This window comes from Myxococcales bacterium, assembly GCA_023898405.1.
Classification (GTDB): domain Bacteria; phylum Myxococcota; class UBA727; order UBA727; family JABDBI01.
Map to the genome: position 1 here is coordinate 157,047 of CP060221.1, position 17,192 is coordinate 174,238.

21 protein-coding genes are annotated in these 17,192 nt (G+C 38.1%); 13 read left to right on the top strand and 8 right to left on the bottom strand.

Annotation, left to right across the window (positions count from 1 at the left end):
• The first annotated feature begins 45 nt into the window (after positions 1 to 45).
• Complete coding sequence (locus H6731_00785) at positions 46 to 255, top strand: twin-arginine translocase TatA/TatE family subunit (protein USN51902.1); 210 nt, start codon at positions 46 to 48, stop codon at positions 253 to 255.
• Between the two features lie 8 nt (positions 256 to 263).
• On the opposite strand, the gene H6731_00790 is transcribed toward H6731_00785, so the two are convergent.
• On the bottom strand, positions 264 to 848 hold the full coding sequence (locus H6731_00790; GenBank protein ID USN50983.1) for a hypothetical protein: 585 nt from the start codon (positions 846 to 848) through the stop codon (positions 264 to 266).
• Between the two features lie 21 nt (positions 849 to 869).
• Entirely contained in the window at positions 870 to 1,358 is a 489-nt protein-coding gene (locus H6731_00795; GenBank protein ID USN50984.1) for a CarD family transcriptional regulator, read from the bottom strand.
• Positions 1,359 to 1,723: 365 nt separating this feature from the next.
• Here H6731_00795 and H6731_00800 point away from each other — a divergent pair, with 365 nt between their 5' ends.
• Positions 1,724 to 1,966: a hypothetical protein gene (locus H6731_00800; GenBank protein USN50985.1), complete on the top strand. Its 243-nt coding sequence runs from the start codon at positions 1,724 to 1,726 to the stop codon at positions 1,964 to 1,966.
• Positions 1,967 to 2,299: 333 nt separating this feature from the next.
• On the opposite strand, the gene H6731_00805 is transcribed toward H6731_00800, so the two are convergent.
• Complete coding sequence (locus H6731_00805; GenBank protein ID USN50986.1) at positions 2,300 to 2,467, bottom strand: hypothetical protein; 168 nt, start codon at positions 2,465 to 2,467, stop codon at positions 2,300 to 2,302.
• A 26-nt stretch (positions 2,468 to 2,493) separates the two neighbouring features.
• On the bottom strand, positions 2,494 to 2,910 hold the full coding sequence (locus tag H6731_00810; GenBank protein USN50987.1) for a hypothetical protein: 417 nt from the start codon (positions 2,908 to 2,910) through the stop codon (positions 2,494 to 2,496).
• A gap of 425 nt (positions 2,911 to 3,335) precedes the next feature.
• Between H6731_00810 and H6731_00815 the strand changes: the two genes are divergently transcribed.
• Together H6731_00815 and H6731_00820 are read left to right on the top strand one after the other, a co-directional pair.
• On the top strand, positions 3,336 to 3,512 hold the full coding sequence (locus H6731_00815) for a hypothetical protein (protein ID USN50988.1): 177 nt from the start codon (positions 3,336 to 3,338) through the stop codon (positions 3,510 to 3,512).
• 119 nt (positions 3,513 to 3,631) lie between these two features.
• A complete protein-coding gene (locus tag H6731_00820) occupies positions 3,632 to 4,549 on the top strand; it encodes a ribonuclease D (GenBank protein USN50989.1) in 918 nt (305 codons plus the stop codon).
• A gap of 156 nt (positions 4,550 to 4,705) precedes the next feature.
• Here the strand turns inward: H6731_00820 and H6731_00825 are convergent, their stop codons facing one another.
• The 3 genes from H6731_00825 to H6731_00835 all read right to left on the bottom strand — a co-directional run bounded on the left by H6731_00825 (position 4,706) and on the right by H6731_00835 (position 6,787).
• Positions 4,706 to 5,332 (bottom strand): RNA polymerase sigma factor, encoded by a 627-nt coding sequence (locus tag H6731_00825; protein ID USN50990.1) that lies wholly within the window; start codon positions 5,330 to 5,332, stop codon positions 4,706 to 4,708.
• A 176-nt stretch (positions 5,333 to 5,508) separates the two neighbouring features.
• The gene (locus tag H6731_00830) at positions 5,509 to 6,252 is read right to left on the bottom strand and encodes a laccase domain-containing protein (protein ID USN50991.1); all 744 of its coding nucleotides are present in this window, start codon (positions 6,250 to 6,252) and stop codon (positions 5,509 to 5,511) included.
• Positions 6,239 to 6,787, bottom strand: a complete 549-nt coding sequence (locus H6731_00835) for a hypothetical protein (GenBank protein ID USN50992.1) — start codon at positions 6,785 to 6,787, stop codon at positions 6,239 to 6,241. Before H6731_00835 ends, H6731_00830 begins: the two co-directional genes overlap by 14 nt.
• A gap of 88 nt (positions 6,788 to 6,875) precedes the next feature.
• Between H6731_00835 and H6731_00840 the strand changes: the two genes are divergently transcribed.
• Positions 6,876 to 7,865 (top strand): deoxyhypusine synthase family protein, encoded by a 990-nt coding sequence (locus tag H6731_00840; protein USN50993.1) that lies wholly within the window; start codon positions 6,876 to 6,878, stop codon positions 7,863 to 7,865.
• 182 nt (positions 7,866 to 8,047) lie between these two features.
• Positions 8,048 to 9,937 carry a peroxidase family protein gene (locus H6731_00845; GenBank protein USN50994.1) on the top strand — a complete coding sequence of 630 codons (1,890 nt, stop codon included), beginning with the start codon at positions 8,048 to 8,050 and terminating at the stop codon, positions 9,935 to 9,937.
• An 81-nt stretch (positions 9,938 to 10,018) separates the two neighbouring features.
• Here the strand turns inward: H6731_00845 and ppk2 are convergent, their stop codons facing one another.
• Positions 10,019 to 10,789, bottom strand: coding sequence for a polyphosphate kinase 2 (gene ppk2, locus H6731_00850; protein USN50995.1), 771 nt, complete (start codon positions 10,787 to 10,789; stop codon positions 10,019 to 10,021).
• A 183-nt stretch (positions 10,790 to 10,972) separates the two neighbouring features.
• On the opposite strand from ppk2, the gene H6731_00855 reads away from it, so the two are divergent.
• The 7 genes from H6731_00855 (at position 10,973) to H6731_00885 (ending at position 16,795) form a co-directional block, all read left to right on the top strand.
• Positions 10,973 to 11,929: an aromatic ring-hydroxylating dioxygenase subunit alpha gene (locus H6731_00855; GenBank protein USN50996.1), complete on the top strand. Its 957-nt coding sequence runs from the start codon at positions 10,973 to 10,975 to the stop codon at positions 11,927 to 11,929.
• Between the two features lie 217 nt (positions 11,930 to 12,146).
• Positions 12,147 to 12,695 carry a hypothetical protein gene (locus H6731_00860; GenBank protein ID USN50997.1) on the top strand — a complete coding sequence of 183 codons (549 nt, stop codon included), beginning with the start codon at positions 12,147 to 12,149 and terminating at the stop codon, positions 12,693 to 12,695.
• A 179-nt stretch (positions 12,696 to 12,874) separates the two neighbouring features.
• Entirely contained in the window at positions 12,875 to 13,261 is a 387-nt protein-coding gene (locus tag H6731_00865; GenBank protein ID USN50998.1) for a cell division protein ZapA, read from the top strand.
• On the top strand, positions 13,258 to 13,800 hold the full coding sequence (locus H6731_00870; protein USN50999.1) for a 5-formyltetrahydrofolate cyclo-ligase: 543 nt from the start codon (positions 13,258 to 13,260) through the stop codon (positions 13,798 to 13,800). The genes H6731_00865 and H6731_00870 overlap by 4 nt, the downstream gene beginning before the upstream one ends.
• Positions 13,801 to 13,810: 10 nt before the next feature.
• The gene (locus tag H6731_00875) at positions 13,811 to 15,043 is read left to right on the top strand and encodes a tyrosine--tRNA ligase (protein ID USN51000.1); all 1,233 of its coding nucleotides are present in this window, start codon (positions 13,811 to 13,813) and stop codon (positions 15,041 to 15,043) included.
• A gap of 63 nt (positions 15,044 to 15,106) precedes the next feature.
• The gene (locus H6731_00880; GenBank protein ID USN51001.1) at positions 15,107 to 15,643 is read left to right on the top strand and encodes a hypothetical protein; all 537 of its coding nucleotides are present in this window, start codon (positions 15,107 to 15,109) and stop codon (positions 15,641 to 15,643) included.
• A gap of 369 nt (positions 15,644 to 16,012) precedes the next feature.
• The gene (locus H6731_00885; GenBank protein ID USN51002.1) at positions 16,013 to 16,795 is read left to right on the top strand and encodes a hypothetical protein; all 783 of its coding nucleotides are present in this window, start codon (positions 16,013 to 16,015) and stop codon (positions 16,793 to 16,795) included.
• Positions 16,796 to 17,192: the final 397 nt, after the last annotated feature.

Below are 17,192 nucleotides of genomic sequence, written 5' to 3' on the forward strand. Positions count from 1 at the left end.
TCTGCCAAAGGTAGTGCGACTTCACAATTTCTAGAATATTTTTCGATGGAGGCCATCATGCTTGGAATTGGGGCTTGGGAGTTAACCATAATATTTGCCATAGTTCTTGTACTCTTTGGTGGAAAACGCTTACCAGGTGTAGCCACTGGACTGGGCACAGCCATAAGAAATTTCCGCCATGCTCTGAAAGGAGAGGAGGAAACAAGTCCTCAATTAAATCCAAAAAACAAAGATACTAAAGATCCTACTGAATAAAAGAAACGCTAAGGATTACTTGGCTTATTAAAAGATCGCAGAGAAAAATAAAAACTTAAAATTATAACGCACACCGATAACAGCGCAAAAATCAAATAAATCAGCTCACTTCGCGGCTCTTCATCAACAACTATCAGCATGGCGCTGTCGTCGACTTTGACATTATAATAATCTTTAAAAAACTGACGCACTTTGATAAGCTCTGAGTCTGGCCCAAAAGATACAAGCCGTCCTTTGAGCTGAACTTTCATGAACGGGCGATACGTCCGCCCATAAACTGATTCAGGGTATTCTATATATAATTTTGAACCTAAAAGATGACGAACCTGATAATGCCCAAAGCGAAATGAACCAGATCGCAAACCTTTTAGAGAAGCCGCTTTATTTCCTAAGACACCGCTGACTGATACGTAGGAATTCGGGGGGATCTTTGCGCGTTGTTCGGAAAAATTCAGAGCATCGCCTATATCAATAAGCTCAGACTTTTCCCACGTATGGTAGGCGAGTTCGTCAAAACGACTATACCAAAGCCAAAACACTGAAATGAATAATACAGCACTCAAACTCAGGCGGTACCAAGGTGATCGACTCATAACAACTCTCGGTTCAGAAAACTAGCAACGAAAAATTTGTTTAAATTTATTCTCTACGTCACTCACACTAATGTTTTTAGCTATACTGATTTCAAGCATGAGGAGCGAACGCGCAGTATCCAGCATCTTTCTTTCTCCAAAACTTAGTTCCTTATCGCCTTTAAGCACGTAAAGATCACGTAAAACTTTTGCCACTTCAAAAACAGAACCAGTTTTTATCTTCTCCATATACTCTCGGTGGCGACGATTCCATGTCGTTCCGTCAGTGATTTTTTCTTTTTTGCGTAAAACCTCAAAGACTTTATCAGCATCAGATTCTTCCACCAAACTTCGCATACCAACTTGTTCTTCATTCGCTGTAGGCACCATCAAAGTCATTCCGCTGTCAAGCAGACGTAAAACATAAAATGACTGTTCATAGCCCCCTATACTCTTTTTTTCAATTTTATCGACTTCCGCTACACCGTGCGCTGGATAGACCACTTTGTCGCCAATTCTAAATTTTGCCATAAAATCTTCTCACCCTTTACCAAATAACTAAACATTAATGAATCAAAAAAAACTAAAAAGTCCCTATCCCATTCTTTAGCTTCTGATGGTGTTAGCAAGCCACCACACAGCCCTAGGAGTTGACTATTTTAGCACAAAAATGGTTCATTGGCGAGAACCATTGGTAAACTCTTTCGTGATAATAAGGCTGCAGCAGGAAAAAGCTCAAACAACAAGATAACAGCTTGAAATAATATTATTTTTCATTACAAAAAAAATAATTTCCAAATAAAAAACAATAAGAACCCATAGATCTACTGCAAATAAAAATAAATAATTACTAAATCAATTCAACATATTTAGAACACAAAAACAGGAAAACATTTATGAAATATATTGCGGCAATTTTGATAACTATTTTCACTTTAATATCAAGCGGTTGTGCTGATACCAATTCAACAAAAAACCATGAAGAAAGCATTTCTGCGTCTGAATTTTCTTCTTCAGATGTACCTACATGTCAAAAATCCATGCCCCCAAAATGCTTTGTTAATGGTAAACCTATAAAAACCACTATGGCAGGTACCGCCATCAAAGATGAGTCTGGGAATTATATTTTCTTAGATTAATCAATCTGTTAAATAGACTTTTCAGCTGCTGATATTTAAATAATTTATTAGCAGCCTCCAGCCAGCTTACTGCTAATCGAGTATATGAACTTGCTGTCTTATTTAATTAACACGCTTGTACTGGGCTAAATTAATTCTATACGATAGATTGTCGGGACTGTCCCTCATATATTTGAGGATTTCCTTAGTATTCTGTCCTATTTTTGAAACACTCTTGTCATCTATAATACACCAGACATTATTAAATTTTATATAACAAATATAATGAACCTGACTTACATTAACCGCCATAAAAGACAACTCGTATTTAATCTCTTGCTGCTGAGGAGTAGCTCACAATTCTTTAGGAATAACAAAGAAATTTATTTTTTCAGCAGCCGACATATCTGTATCAAATATTAACTGATTCGGTATGTTTAAGATTTTTCCCCTAACCACTCCTCCACTTTTAAAGCTTTCTAATAATTGATTTTCAAATGTAATTTCTGAATCACTGTCCATTTTTTGCCCATCTACACCAGTGTAGCTCAGAAAATATGCTTTTTTTCAAAAGAAACTCCATCATCATCCTCTACTTGAAGCTTTACAGGTAAGGGCCATTTATTATTGGTAGCAATAAGAATATCTTTGTAAATTTTTTGAAAAACCGAGCCAGAGTCACCCACTTCACCTTGTTTACAAACATCTGAATGCTCAGCAATCAGATAATTTTTAAATATACGAAAAGCACTTTCTTTATTACTGCTTAGAGTTTTTTGTTGTATTTGTGCTTCATGATATTTTTTGACTAAGTTTTTATAAATTTTATTACTACCTTCTTTTACTCCTTCAATAAATTCTTGAGTATTTAGCAAAAGCGTAGCGAGAGAAATTAAATAGCAATCAGAGTCCTCATTATCGATACCTACTGGCGGTAAAGCCAGGAATAAGAAATAAAACTCCAAGAGTCAGCCTTGTTTTTGGAAATATGGTAGAGCCTGTGAACCAGAATTACGCTTCACGCATACGGCTGCTCGCATCAGAGCCGATCATTCTTAAATACTGAGAAGCTGTTTTAAAAGTGTCCAAAGTTTGCAGGCAGTACCTATAATCCCTGCCAGTGGCGTTTATAGCAAAAGATTTTCCTCCTAGGCAAACAGTATACGGCTACTTTAGAAAGTGGCAAAGTACAGGGCTTTGTTCTCAACTTCATGAACGTCTACGACATAAGCTGCCTAGAAGACTCGGTAAGAACCCATATGCAAACATTGGCATTATTGACTTACAATCAGTCAAAACGGTTTAAAAAGGGGGCATAAAGGCTTTGATGGAGGAAAGAAGATAAAAGGTATAAAACGTAACATTCTTGTGGATAACAAGGGCTTTCTCTTTGAGAACTGTAACTCCAGCTAATATGCACGACAAAGAAGGTAGCAAAAGAGTTCTTGCTGGTATTAAATTGCGTATCCCCCCGGCTGAGCTTGATTTTTGGCGACAGCGAGTACAACTGATAATTATTCAGGTAATTTCTAAGTCTTTTAAACCACAATACAACTACAACAATTAAACAACAACTCAACACTCATAACAACCAGAAAAAACCCTATTCATCGGTTGCATAAATATCGATTAATAACTACATAAACACACCAGTTATCATAATTAAATTTTTCAGGTTTATATAATATGAAAAAACTCTTTTATATATTTGTTATTTTTTACTCTTATGTTTGTTTAGCGCTTAATTTTCAAATGGTTGATAACCAGGAAGAGCTGCAAAATTTTTTAATAAAAGTGATGCATGCTAAGACCTTAGCGATTGACACAGAATTCTACGGACAACCAGCGACTATCCGACTGATACAAGTGGGAATTATTAAGAACGACGTTCTAACCCCAGACATCTACCTGGTAGATATACAGAAAATCAATGCTCAACATATTGAACTGAGTGATTTTTTTAAAATTTTTAGCGATGAAACGGTGGTGAAAATTTTTCATGCTGCAAAGATTGACATTCAGTTAATAAATGCTCTTCTTCCTCAGGGTAGTGTGGAAAATATTTGGGATACTCAAATAGCAGAATCATTTTTAGGAATGAATAATGCAATAAGTTATAAAGATATCGTACAAAAGTATTTCGCTGTCGGTCTTTCAAAAGAACAGCAAACCAGTGATTGGGAAAAAGCTCAACTTACGCCAGCCCAACAAGAGTATGCAGCATATGACGTACATTATTTGCCGGAGATATATAATCGTCAGGTATTTACTCTAGCTAATAGACCATCACTTACTGACGTTAAGGTAGAAATGCGTAATCAACTCGTAGCATCAGCTGCAGACGTTAAATCACTCAAAAAAACGACGGAGAAATTTCGTTTAAGGTCAAATAAAAATGCGGAACTAAAAACCCAATTTGATAAAGCTAAGTCTTTTCTTGAGTGGACCAGCCAAACATTAGGAATTGCAAAAGAGGCTTTAGCAAAAGACAGTGAGATAAAAGCTGTGATTTTAGGGCAAAAGACACCAGCTCGGTTTTGTACAGCATGGCGATATACAATAATAAGGAAATATTTTTTGTCACTTCAATGCCCTTCTGAATAAGTTGACCTCCATTCGGGCAAATATCTCAAAGATTTGTGACATCAAATAAATATATAGAATAAGAGATTAAGAATGAGATACAAAAAAATAGCCGTATCTTTTGAGAAGCGGCTATTTCTAGTTCCTCAATTCTTCCATCGACAGCAACGACATTTTTTAAGCTAAAATATCTTTATAATTTTTATTACGCTCTACCCAAGAACTGAATTCTCGCCTAGCATGAAAGAGCCTTGTTCTCACCGTAGCATCGGGTATTTTTAGTATTGCCCCGATCTCAGGCGCCGTCATTCCTTGCATATCAGACATTACAAATACCTGTTTTTTCTTGGGAGTCATGCGAGAAAGCAGTTTATTAACCGTTGTTTTTCTCTCTCCTAGTAAAATTTCATTTTCAGGAACGCTTGGGCTTTGGCTCCACATGATATCGACACCGTTTTCCAAAGGATCTATTTCATCGCTTGAATGAAGGACCACACGCCCCATTTTACGGTGAAAACTCAAACACGTGTGTATGGCAATCTTTGTTAGCCATGTAGAAAAAAGTGAACGTCCTTCAAAGCGATTCAGGGAGCGCCATGCCTCCAAAAAAACCTGTTGCACAGCATCTTCCACATCAAATCTTCCTCGCAGCATGCGTGAACAAAAGGCGTGTACTTGACCATGGTAACGTTTATAAAGTACTGCAAAAGATTGTTCATCTCCCTTAAGCGATTTTTCGATTAATTTTCTTTCTTCAGCTTTTTTTATATTTTTTTTAGCATTAGCAAAACCATCAGACATCATTCCCCCCCGGGTGTCTAAAGTTGTACGTTTTTTTGGCTACCTGAGCGATTATCTTGTATAAATTTTAAGCAATAAGCATCCGTCACTCGACCGAGAGCCATCATAAGCGCTTAAGTTTTTATAGTTGTTAGAAATTGATTTGGCTAAAAAAGCCCCTCTTGATGAATATATTTAAATTATTTTTTACAAATGACAGCAAGATGACGACCGCTCTCTTTTTGATCACGGCGATAAGAAAAATATCGAACAGGATCCTGCTCTGTCCACCCACCCACTTTTTCTACATCGATAGAATATGCACTGAGCTGTGCTTTCGCTACCTCAACAAGATCGACAAAAGTTTTGCCGTTCTCGATGGCAGTACACTGAGGCCAACGCTTCTCAAATTGTAGAAAGCCATCACCCGAAAAGTGAAAGGCACTTTTTGATAGAGCAGGTCCAATAGCGGCTCTTAGTGTTATTCGTGAATAATTTTCATAAATTTTTCTTAATGTGTCATCCACCACACCATTAAGAAGCCCTCGCCAGCCTGCATGGATTATCGCAACAACAGAAGCATCCTCAGCTGCCACCATGATAGCTAAACAATCAGCATAGGTCATACCAAGCACATGAGAGGTAGAACAAGAAATAAGTGCGTCAGCCTCCGTCTGAGCAACAGTCTCTGCACTATCGTTTTCGTTAAGCATCAATACATTGTTACCATGGACAATTTTGGGCACCATGAGCTGTTTGCTCGAAAGCTTTAAAAAATTCAGAATCTTTTGCCGATTTATCTCGACATTTTTTGGCTCATCACCCACCAAATAAGAGCAATTCAAAGATGCAAATGGATGCGACGAAACTCCACCCTCACGAGTAAAAAAACCATGTTCAATATTAAGAGAAACAAAATTTTGTGCTCGTTCACAATGCAACATCGGCGCGCTCATAGAATATTTTTTCAATAATATTTGTACTTTCTTGTTCAAAAGAGCTCTGCACAAGCTTGGCATGTCGAAGCTCCAAGCCTCTGACAAAAAGCAGCGCATTGATACTCGTTTTAAGAAGCATCAATGCTCCTAGAACTTCTCCTTTAGGGCGCGCCTCGCTGCTCAATGATATTTTTAAAAATATTTCTTGTGCTTGGATTTGTTCGAGTTTAAAACCAAAAACCTCGATGCACTCTGTCAAACCTTGAATAATTTCTGCAACCAGTAGGAGCGAACTGGTTGACGATAGACCTTTAAAAATAGGTTTATTTTGTTCATTATCACTAATGATAATCGTAAGCTCTAGCTTGCAGGCCTTGCTCACTCCTTCCAATTCCAAATCACTATGGGCTCTCAACGAAAAAGGGTAAAAGCTGAGTTCATGAGCTTTAGTAAGCCACGAAGCAGCTGCATCATCTTGGACAACGAGCGACATATTCAACATGTGCCGTTTATCTAACGTTACTTTTTGACAAAGCTTCATAGCGTCCTCTTAAGAACAGTTTTTGTTATATCTATTGGCATATGCCTTTAGTTTAGCTAGATAGGTCAGGTATTTTTAAGGAGGCTCTATGAGCAAAAATGACCAATTTGAAATCGTTAAATCTTTTATGGTCGAAAATTATCGGCATTTTAATGCAGCAAGTGTAGTTGACGCTGCTGAAGCTTATGTTTCACAGCTTAAGGCTGGCAACAAAATGATGGTAACACTTGCCGGAGCAATGAGCACTGCCGAGCTTGGCATCAGTCTGGCTGAGATGATCCGTCAAGATAAAGTCCACATAATCTGTTGTACCGGCGCCAATTTGGAAGAGGACGTTTTTAACCTGGTGGCTCACAATGAATATGTTCGCATAAAGGATTGGCGTGCATTAACTGTTGAACAAGAAGAACAGCTCCTTGAAAAGGGACTTAATCGTGTAACCGACACCTGCATTCCCGAAGATGAAGCAATGCGCAAAATCGAACACCCCATGATCGGCTTATGGAGCAAAGCAGATCAAAGCGGCCAGCGCATGTTTCCCTATCAATTTTTCTATGAACTTTTAAAATCAGGTGCACTCAAAAAAGAATACCAAATCGATCCGAAAAACAGCTGGCTACTGGCTGCTATGGAAAAAAACTTACCAATCGTTACACCAGGTTATGAAGATTCAACTTTGGGAAATATGTTTGTATCCAATGTAATCAAAGGAAAAATTAAAAATATCAACACGATCAAAAGTGGGCTTGAGCAAATGCACTTTTTGATCGACTGGTACCAAGAAAATACCAAAAACCACGGCATTGGATTCTTTCAAATCGGTGGAGGTATTGCTGGTGATTTTCCTATCTGTGTCGTTCCTCTTATAGCCCAAGATCTTGAGCAAGACAGCGTCAGACGATGGAGTTACTTTTGCCAGATCAGTGACAGCACTACTTCTTTTGGGTCTTATTCGGGTGCTGTTCCCAATGAAAAAATCACCTGGGGCAAGCTAGAAAAGAGCACACCCAAATACATCATTGAATCAGATGCAACTATCGTTGCTCCTCTGATGTTTGCATACATTCTGGCTTCATAAAAAACTTATCAATCTCTAGAACTTTTTAAAAAGTATTTTTTTGAGTTCTAGAGGCTGTGCACTGTTCAGCATAAATTACTGACATAATAATAACTTTATAGTTTTTTCTTGCTTTACATCATTAATAATATTCAAGCTGATACTATCCCATGCTGTTCAATAGATATGCGGCGAGGGTTTATATGACACTAAAATTATTTAAGCTACAGGCTGGAATATTATTGATATATTTTTTCTTGAGCGGCTGTTCAAAACCCATCAAACTTAAAGAAAAGCCATCAGTACTTAAAGAGCATAGCACTACCACTGATGCCTCTACCTGGAACGAAAAACAAGATACTTTGAAAGCCGAAAATGAAAAAATATACCCCAACGATACTCTTAATCCCACATCCCGCAGGCACGGAGGTGGCGGTAATGGTTTTAGTCGTTTCATAGTATCACTGGGAGAATTCCGCACCTTTAATGGCTCTGGCAATAATCCTAATAATTTAGGTATGGGAGCAGAAGGAACAGAACAAAATACGAGCAGCGCCATATTCATACCGACTATCATGCAAACAGCAGGTCTTGAGGCTCTTATCAATCCCACCATGGTATCTGCTATACGCAGAATGATGCCGGCTCACTACATGCCAGATGGTGATACACCAAACACATCGGGCTTGCCTCACCCACGCTTAGTATCCAACACCATTTTTGCTCAAGACACCTCTATTCCAAGCCCCGCACATCTTTCTCAAATAGCCTACATTTGGGGACAATTTATCGATCATGACATGACCTTAGCCCCCATTGGCAACGACGATAGTTTTTCTATTCCGCCCTTCGATGATGATATGACCAGAAATGGGATTACTTTTTTCCGTAGCGAAAAAATATCTGATACGGGCTTAGACGAAGAGAATCCGCGTATGCAATTTAATTTTATCACCAGTTTCATTGATGGCTCTCAAATTTATGGTTCTTCAGATCTTCGTGCTGATTGGTTAAGAAGTTATAGCCTAGGAGAATTGAAAACTTCCTTAGGGGATTTTTTGCCTTTTGGCGAAGCAGACGGCAGCTCCCCTCCTATGGCTGGCTTAGTTGAAAATCCAGACCTTAGCTCTCCCGCAGATCTTTATGTAGCAGGAGATACGCGAGCAAATGAAATTTTAGGTCTTCTTTCTATGCATACCCTCTTTATGCGCGAACATAATCGCTTAGCTCGAGAAATCAGATCTCGTTCTGGGATTAATAATGATGAAATTGTATTTCAATCCGCCAGAAAAATTGTGGGAGCGCTCATTCAAGCTATCAGCTACAACGAATTTTTACCTGCATTGGGTATAAATTTACCAGCCTACGAAGGCTATCAAGAAAGCGCTGATCCTCGCATCACCAATCTTTTTTCAGCTGCAGGATTCAGACTCGGTCACACCATGGTGGCAGACACAATTCCCTTAAAAAACAAACAGGGCGAGACAACACAGTTAGCGTTATTTGATGCGTTTTTTAAACCATCCCTGCTTAATGAAAATACACTTGCGGATCTTTTTAGAGGAGCTGCATCAAGCTACTCCGAGCGCATCGACAATAAAATTGTTGATGGCATTAGGAATTTTTTGTTTGGACCACCAGGTACAAATCGGGGACTTGATCTTGCCATGATAAATATTCAGCGTTCACGGGATCATGGACTTCCGGACTATATACAAACACGAGCGATGTTTAATGGCGGCAGCGAAATTCCCCCTGAATACCGTGACCTTCTCTTAACTATCTATCCTTCATTAGAAGATGTGGATCTTTGGGTTGCAATGCTGGGCGAGCCTGAACTCGAAGGGAAAGCTGTAGGTCAAACTATCTACGATATACTCTCCATGCAATTCAAGGCTCTGCGAGACGGGGATCGATTTTTTTACCTCAATGACCGCGATTTCCAGCGGGAACATTCTCTTGGCTTGCTGGGGTATACGCACAGCTACATCAATAATCGCTCGCTAGCAAAAATTATAAGCGACAATCTAAATGTTGCCCCATCAGAAATTCAAAACAATGTTTTTATAGTTCCCCAAGAAGTTAAAAATTAGCCAAGAGACTACTGAAAATGATTAACAATAAATTTTAAGAGTTCTAACGTGACTCTAAAAAATTAATTTTCAAAACATTTTTTAAGGAGCTATAGCACCATTTCTAATATATTTTTCATCGAAGCTAAACACGATTTTATCGTCGGCTTTTTGAGCATATTCATCTTTATCTGGACAGCTCACGCACGACATAAAGTGGCGTATTACATTTAGTCGTGCTGTTTTTTTATCATCAGCATGAACAATGTACCAAGGAGTTATATCGTTATGCGTTTCAATAAGCATATCGTTACGCGCTTTGCTGTAATCATCCCAATATTCTAAAGCGACGGCATCAATAGGGCTGCTCTTCCATTGTTTAAGAGGATCCGTTCTACGAGCTTTGAGACGATGTTCTTGCTCGGATTTAGAAATATCTAGGTAATACTTAAAAATCTGGATACCAGAACTGACTAAAAGAAATTCAAAAGGCAAAATAGACTTCATGAATTCCCGATACTGGTGTTCATTACAAAAGCCCATAACACGCTCCACACCTGCTCGGTTGTACCAACTCCTATTCATCAAAACCATTTCTTGCTTGCAGGGCAGGTGTGCCACATGGCGTTGAAAATACCATGAGTTGATATCACTATTTGAAGGTTTACCCAAAGCCACTACTCTGGTTTCACGGGGACTTAAATGTTGCACGAAGCGCTTTATAACTCCATCCTTTCCTGCAGTGTCTCGTCCCTCAAATAAGATCAGAATCTGTAAATTATTTTTGATCAGATGATGTTGAAACTTGACCAATTCGATCTGAAGTTTTTTTAGTTCCTTGTGATAAGAATGCCTTTTTGTTTTTTCTTTCATGCTTTCTATCTCAAATAAATGATACCGACATCTCTAGTTAAACACACATCGCTAAGATTTATTTTCTCGCGGATGAATTCATTTGTACCAATGGTTATTTGTAAACAATAAAAGCTACAACACGAATTAAACTTATGAGTGTTCATTTTTTCAAAGGCATAAAAGAGGCGTGTTAAAATTGCTATGCAAACTTTCCATCAACAAAATTCTGAAGCAGTCTACCCCATCAGCTGGTACCAGGTTGCCTGGTCTCATGAACTCAAGCCTCTGCAGATTAAATCACTCACAGTTTGCGATAGAGATTTAATCGTCTACCGAGCACAGGATGGTTCAGTTCACGCTCTTGATGCTTACTGCCCGCATTTAGGTGCCCATCTCGGTGTTAAGGGTAAAGTATGTGGCAATCAAATAAGATGCGCTTTTCATGGATGGCAATTTGATGGAGACGGTCGCTGTCAAAAAATTTCATCAGAAGGAAAAATTACCCCTAATATGAATACACGAGCATGGCGTGTCATTGAACGCTATGGGATTATTTTTGTGCACTTTGATCCAAATAAAACAGCTCATAATCAAGAATTTATCGAGATATCATTATTTGACGGTAAAAAATGGGGCAAGCCAATTGGACGAGCTCATCATATTCACACTCGCCAATCTGATGTCTTAGAAAATGGCGTCGACATGGAACATTTTAATTCTGTTCATGGTGTGCCTATGAATGGCCCTGAGCTTACTGAAAAGCCAAATGGAAATCTGAGTTTTAGACACCAGACTGTAACAAAGCGGCTAGGTATTCAGTTTAATACCATGATGGAAATAGCTTATGTTATTCCAGGATTGCAGACTATTCATTTGCACTCAGTTTTAGGGCGAGAGTGTATCACCTTATCATCAGTAACTCCCGTCCACGGCAACTACGTTATTGCCCATCTTACTACCCGAGTGCGCGAGACAAAATCAAGTCCCACGACGCCAATTATCACAAGAGCACTATCTCATTTTATTAACTCTACCTTTGCTCAAGACATACCTATTTGGAATGCAAAAGTATATAAAAACAAACCAGTTCTTGCCCAAGGTGACGACGGTATTCATCGTTTCAGAAAATGGTACAATCGCTTTCCTACTGTTTCTTAGGGCTTATATTTTTACCTCTAGTTTATTACTGGCTATCAGCAAATTCAGCCCATATTTTTACTTAGATCAATTTAGTATTTTTAAAATAAATATTTTAAACACGAAAATAAAAAACTCATTACCCGTATTTAAATAATTAAAAACTCATATTGATATTTTTCTAAAAATCGCATAAAAATCAAACTCAATTTTACTCTTATTAATTAGGACTTAAATTATGTTTAAAATACACAATTACGTGTTTTTATTTATTTTTTCCCCATTAACCATCGCCAGTTACTCCTCTGAAGATGAGCATGATTGGCAGATTCTTTCAAATGCAATCAATGAAACCGTTTGGGGCATTGAGCAAAGCGATAAAGATTATTCACCTAAAAACAAAGAAAATGAGTGCCCTAACAGTGCTTATATTTTCCAAACACAGGAACATAAAAAAGAAACATTCTACAAAACGATTGATCCTTATCAAGAAATAATTAAAGAAATAAAATTAATCATTAAAAACTCACACCACAAATATGATTCAGAAGTCTACTCTGAAATACGTTGCACATTTGAAGACTATTGTGATCAAATCAAATTACTCACTAAAGCGGAAATAGAACATATAAAATTGCTATTACTTGCAAGTCGGGTATCACGAAACGTCATTAATAGTTCGCTTAACCGTCTCAACGAATATGTTGGATACTCTCAAGCTTCTTCTCCTGAATTAGTAAGGAAAAAAAATCCCGCTATTAGACGAATTCTTAAAAGCGAATTTTAATTAGCTTTTTTCAAAGTTTAGGATTGCCTATTTATATTTATAAATTCCTGGCCAAACTTGCTCAATTTTACCTTTAACTTTTATAATATGCTTGCTTTAAACCTGCCCTTGCTCAGTCGTTGTTATTTTGAAATTTTGACGCTACAAGGGCTAGTATATTTACTTTTTAGGGCGATTAAATGGATAGCAGCATTTTTAAAGAAGATGAAAAAAAGAAAGTTGAAGTTGTTTTACTCGGGCAAAGACTTGCTCTGCGCTCAGATCGAGGCGAACAGTACCTACAGAAACTGGCCAATTTTGTCGCTGATCAGATCGAAGATATCCGAAAGGGATCCCGTAGTGTTTCTACTCATCAGAGCGTATTGCTGATTGCTCTAAAGCTTGCTGACATGCTTAAACAAAAAGAGGATGAACTTTTTGAACTAAGAGACAGTATCCGCAACAAAGCTTCAAATGCATTAAATGACGTTGAGACTGCTCTCGGTGATTTACAGCTTAAACCTGAACCTTCACCTAAAAATGAACCAAACCAAACCACCCAACCAGACGGTCGTCCCGCTCCATGACTCAATCTGAAAAAAACTTACTTAGAGCACAAATAAAAATATTACTCAGCCTTAAAAAAAAATGCGATTACGAAGAGGCTGGGTTAAAAGCTGCCGAAATTTTTTCTTCTTGGTTTCTGCAAAATGGGCGTTCAAAAATCAAAAAGGTTGCGCTCTTTCATTCTATGAGCGACGAGATTGAAATTAAATTTATTGCCAATTTACTTAAAAATGCTGGCTGTTCTCTTTTCTTTCCGTCCCCCTCCTGGAAAAATGCGCCGCAGCTTCTCTGGATAGAAGAACACTCCCAGAACTATATTGAGTCTCCAAGGCTCGATCTCATCATTGTGCCTGGAAGAGCTTTTGACAAACACGGAAGACGGCTTGGGCGTGGGCAAGGATGTTATGATCGATGCCTGGCCCCACTTTTGTTTTCACCAAAATCTCCTATTCTCATGGGAGTAGCCTTGAAAGAACAAATAGTTGAAGCTGTACCAACTCAGGCACATGATATAAAGATGGATTTTATTTTAACACCCGAAAATGTACTTAAAGCATAAGTGAGCAGACATGACTGATTTTATCGATGCAAAAGAACAGCTAAAAATTTTAAAACGTGGGGCTGTTCATATCGAAGTTGAAGAAGATTTGTTAAAAAAACTAGCTCAAAGCAAAGAGAAAAAAATTCCTCTTCGCATCAAAGCTGGTTTTGATCCTACAGCTCCTGACTTACATCTCGGTCATACAGTATTACTTACTAAAATGCGCCAATTTCAGGAATTGGGACATCAAGTTATTTTCTTGATAGGTGACTTTACATCACGCATTGGCGATCCTTCTGGACGTAATACCACGCGCCCTCCTCTCACTGACGACGAAATTATTGCTAATGCCAGCACCTATAAACGCCAAGTTTTTAAAATTCTGGATGAGAAAAAGACCATCATTGAATACAATTCAAAATGGCTTGCACCTTTTACTTTTGATGACGTGATCAAACTTGCAAGCAAGTATTCTGTGGCTCGTATGATCGAAAGAGAAGATTTTAAAACACGTCTTGAAAGTGGAAAACCAATTTCCATGCATGAACTTTTATACCCGCTTGTTCAAGGCTATGATTCAGTTGCGCTCAAGGCAGATGTTGAACTTGGAGGAAGCGATCAACTTTTTAACCTCTTAGTTGGAAGAGATTTAATGCGACACTTTAATCTTGAACCCCAATGCATTTTGACAGTGCCTTTGCTTGAAGGTTTGGAAGCACGAGAAGAAAATGGAAAAATCGTCGGCGCAAAAATGTCGAAATCCTACAATAACTATGTTGGGGTAGAAGAAGATGCCAATACTCAGTTTGGCAAACTGATGAGCATTTGCGATGCACTCATGTGGCGTTACTACGATCTTCTTTCTTTTAAAAGCAGTGAAGAAATTGAAAATTTAAAAACTATTCATCCTAAGGATGCCAAAATTCAATTGGCTATGGAGCTGGTAACACGCTTTCACGGACCAGAAAAAGCTCAAGAAGCAAAAGCTCAATTTGATAGTTTGTTTGGCTCAGCTAATCGTCACGAAATCCCTGTTGATGCCCCTAGTTTCAAATTTGCAGCAAAAGATGGCTATTTGCTCCTCAATGCATTAGTCGAGTCTGAACTTGTGCCGTCAAATTCTGAAGCCAAGCGTCTCCTTCGTCAAGGTGCCGTAAGTGTAGACGGTGAACGAATCGAAGATATCGCTTTTGTTTTACCTCAAGGATCTCATACCTTACGCGCAGGAAAAAAACGCTGGGCTCGAGTCATTATTGAGTAGAGTAAATTTTAGTGGTCCTGTGTATAAACAATGAATAAGCCTGCTAAGGCTCTCAGGAAAATAATGAAAAAAATATCTTTTTTCTTAGTCCTATTTTTATTCTCTTTATGCTGCTCATCACTAGATGTAGAACAAAACCAGCAGCCAAAGATGCGCTCAATAAAAGTTAATTCTTTAGCTTTGGCTCTTGGTTTTTTGGATCTTCACTTTGGCGTAAAAACGAGCAAAAACACATCTATAATTTTAGCTTTAGACACACACTTTTTCTGGCCCCCTGCTTCTCTAGCAAAACCAAGCGAACTATTTGGCATAGGCGGTGGCCTTGGTGTTCGTTTTTCGCCTTTTTCTTTAGCACATGAAAGTGGCTGGTTTATAGAGGCTCTCTTGCGAACAGGTTATAGCGGGCTTGTTCCTACTTCGGCACACTTCGTTGTGATACCGAGCATCGAATCAGGCTATGCTTGGCTTTTTCAAAGTGGGCTAACTCTTTCTACAGGCTTGTCACTAAATTATATTTTTGCTCCTAATAAAAATGAAGGTGCTTGGGTACCTCAATTCCCAATCCCTCTATTCAATCTCACTATAGGCTACATTTTCTAGCATTACTGCCACGGATTCTATGATTAACTCATTTGAAGTTCTGATGTTCCTTTGAGCAATCTCACCTCAATTAACCACCATTACTCGCCTAAACATTGCTACTCTCCCAAAGTGATTGGGCAGCTCTATGATATCTACAGAACATTTTTAAAGACATTAAAACTTCAGATCATTATACCTGCGTATATCATCTATGGTTGCTAAATTCAGACTCCAAGTGTTCAAAATACTTTGGCAAATATTTTTTGGAATGGAGTAAGAAATATGAAAATTCCTATGTTTAGCATAATTGCAGCGCTGTCCCTTTCTTTTGGGCTCAAAGCTGAAAATCCTCAATTTGATTCGTTTGAAAAATTAGAAGCTCATTACATGGCTGATGCTGTGGTTAATATGATGGCTGATGAAATGATGCTGAAAGACCAAGATAGCATTGATTTAGCTAAAGATTTAGTAACTCAAATGGCTTTAGATCCAATGATGATGGAAGATATCAAAAATGGCGACTTAGTCTTAGACGAAGCCACGATGTCTGACTTATTCTTAAAAGATACAGTTAAATCAGCCTTCGGTACCGTTACTAATTTTGTATCATCAACATTTAAAACTATGAAAGATGTGGCTAAAGGCGCTTTAGGTTTAGCGAACAAAGCTTTAACCACCATCACCAATAGCGATGAGCTCATGTTTTTGATAAAGACCGGAGTAAGTATCGCCAATGTATTGATTCCGATTGGAGCAACCGCTTTGGGTGGCGCTTTAGTTGCATCAGGAGTAGGCCTTTCTTTAATTCCGGTTATTGCTGCTGTTACTCCCGTGCTTATGGCGGTTGTGACACCTGGTAACGTTGAAACAGCTTTAAACGTTGCTCAAGCTACCGCAAGCCTAGCCGACGGATACATTAATCCTCCAACAAATGCCAGCCAGGCTCCAAGCAGCTTGACCATGTTATCTCTAGAAAAGAAAGCTAAAAAATTAAGCGCTCAAGAAGCAGGTGAAGGATTGGTCATGTTATTGAAAGCTAACAAGGCTTTGGGCGAATTTGTTCAATCTAAAAAATGGAACAAGGTAGCCAAACAACAACAAAAACGCATTTTAGCAGCTTTGGATAAATCCAATAAAGTTATAGCCAAAATAGATACTGGAAAACTGTAATTTTATTAACCATAAAAAAATAGCCTCACAAAGAGGCTGTTTTTATTTGAAATCATATTATATTTAAGATTCTCCAGGTAATATATTTTCACCATTACATTTAGCACTTTATTTTTCATTACTTGATGTTAAAATATCACCAACAATTCTTAGGCGTATAATTAGACTCGTCGCCATCATCATAAACCTAAAAAACTAAAGTTGCACTCAAATTACAACAACATTAAAACACATGGTACTAATTCATACAGCCTATATATTTAACTACGTCTACAATAAACTCCATAATCAGCAAAATAGCCTACTTTTATTTCTTCATTATGATCCCAAAGTCATATTTCGTTCACTATTGATCATTTTTAAGCAAAAAAAAAATTATTTATTTCATATAAGCAAA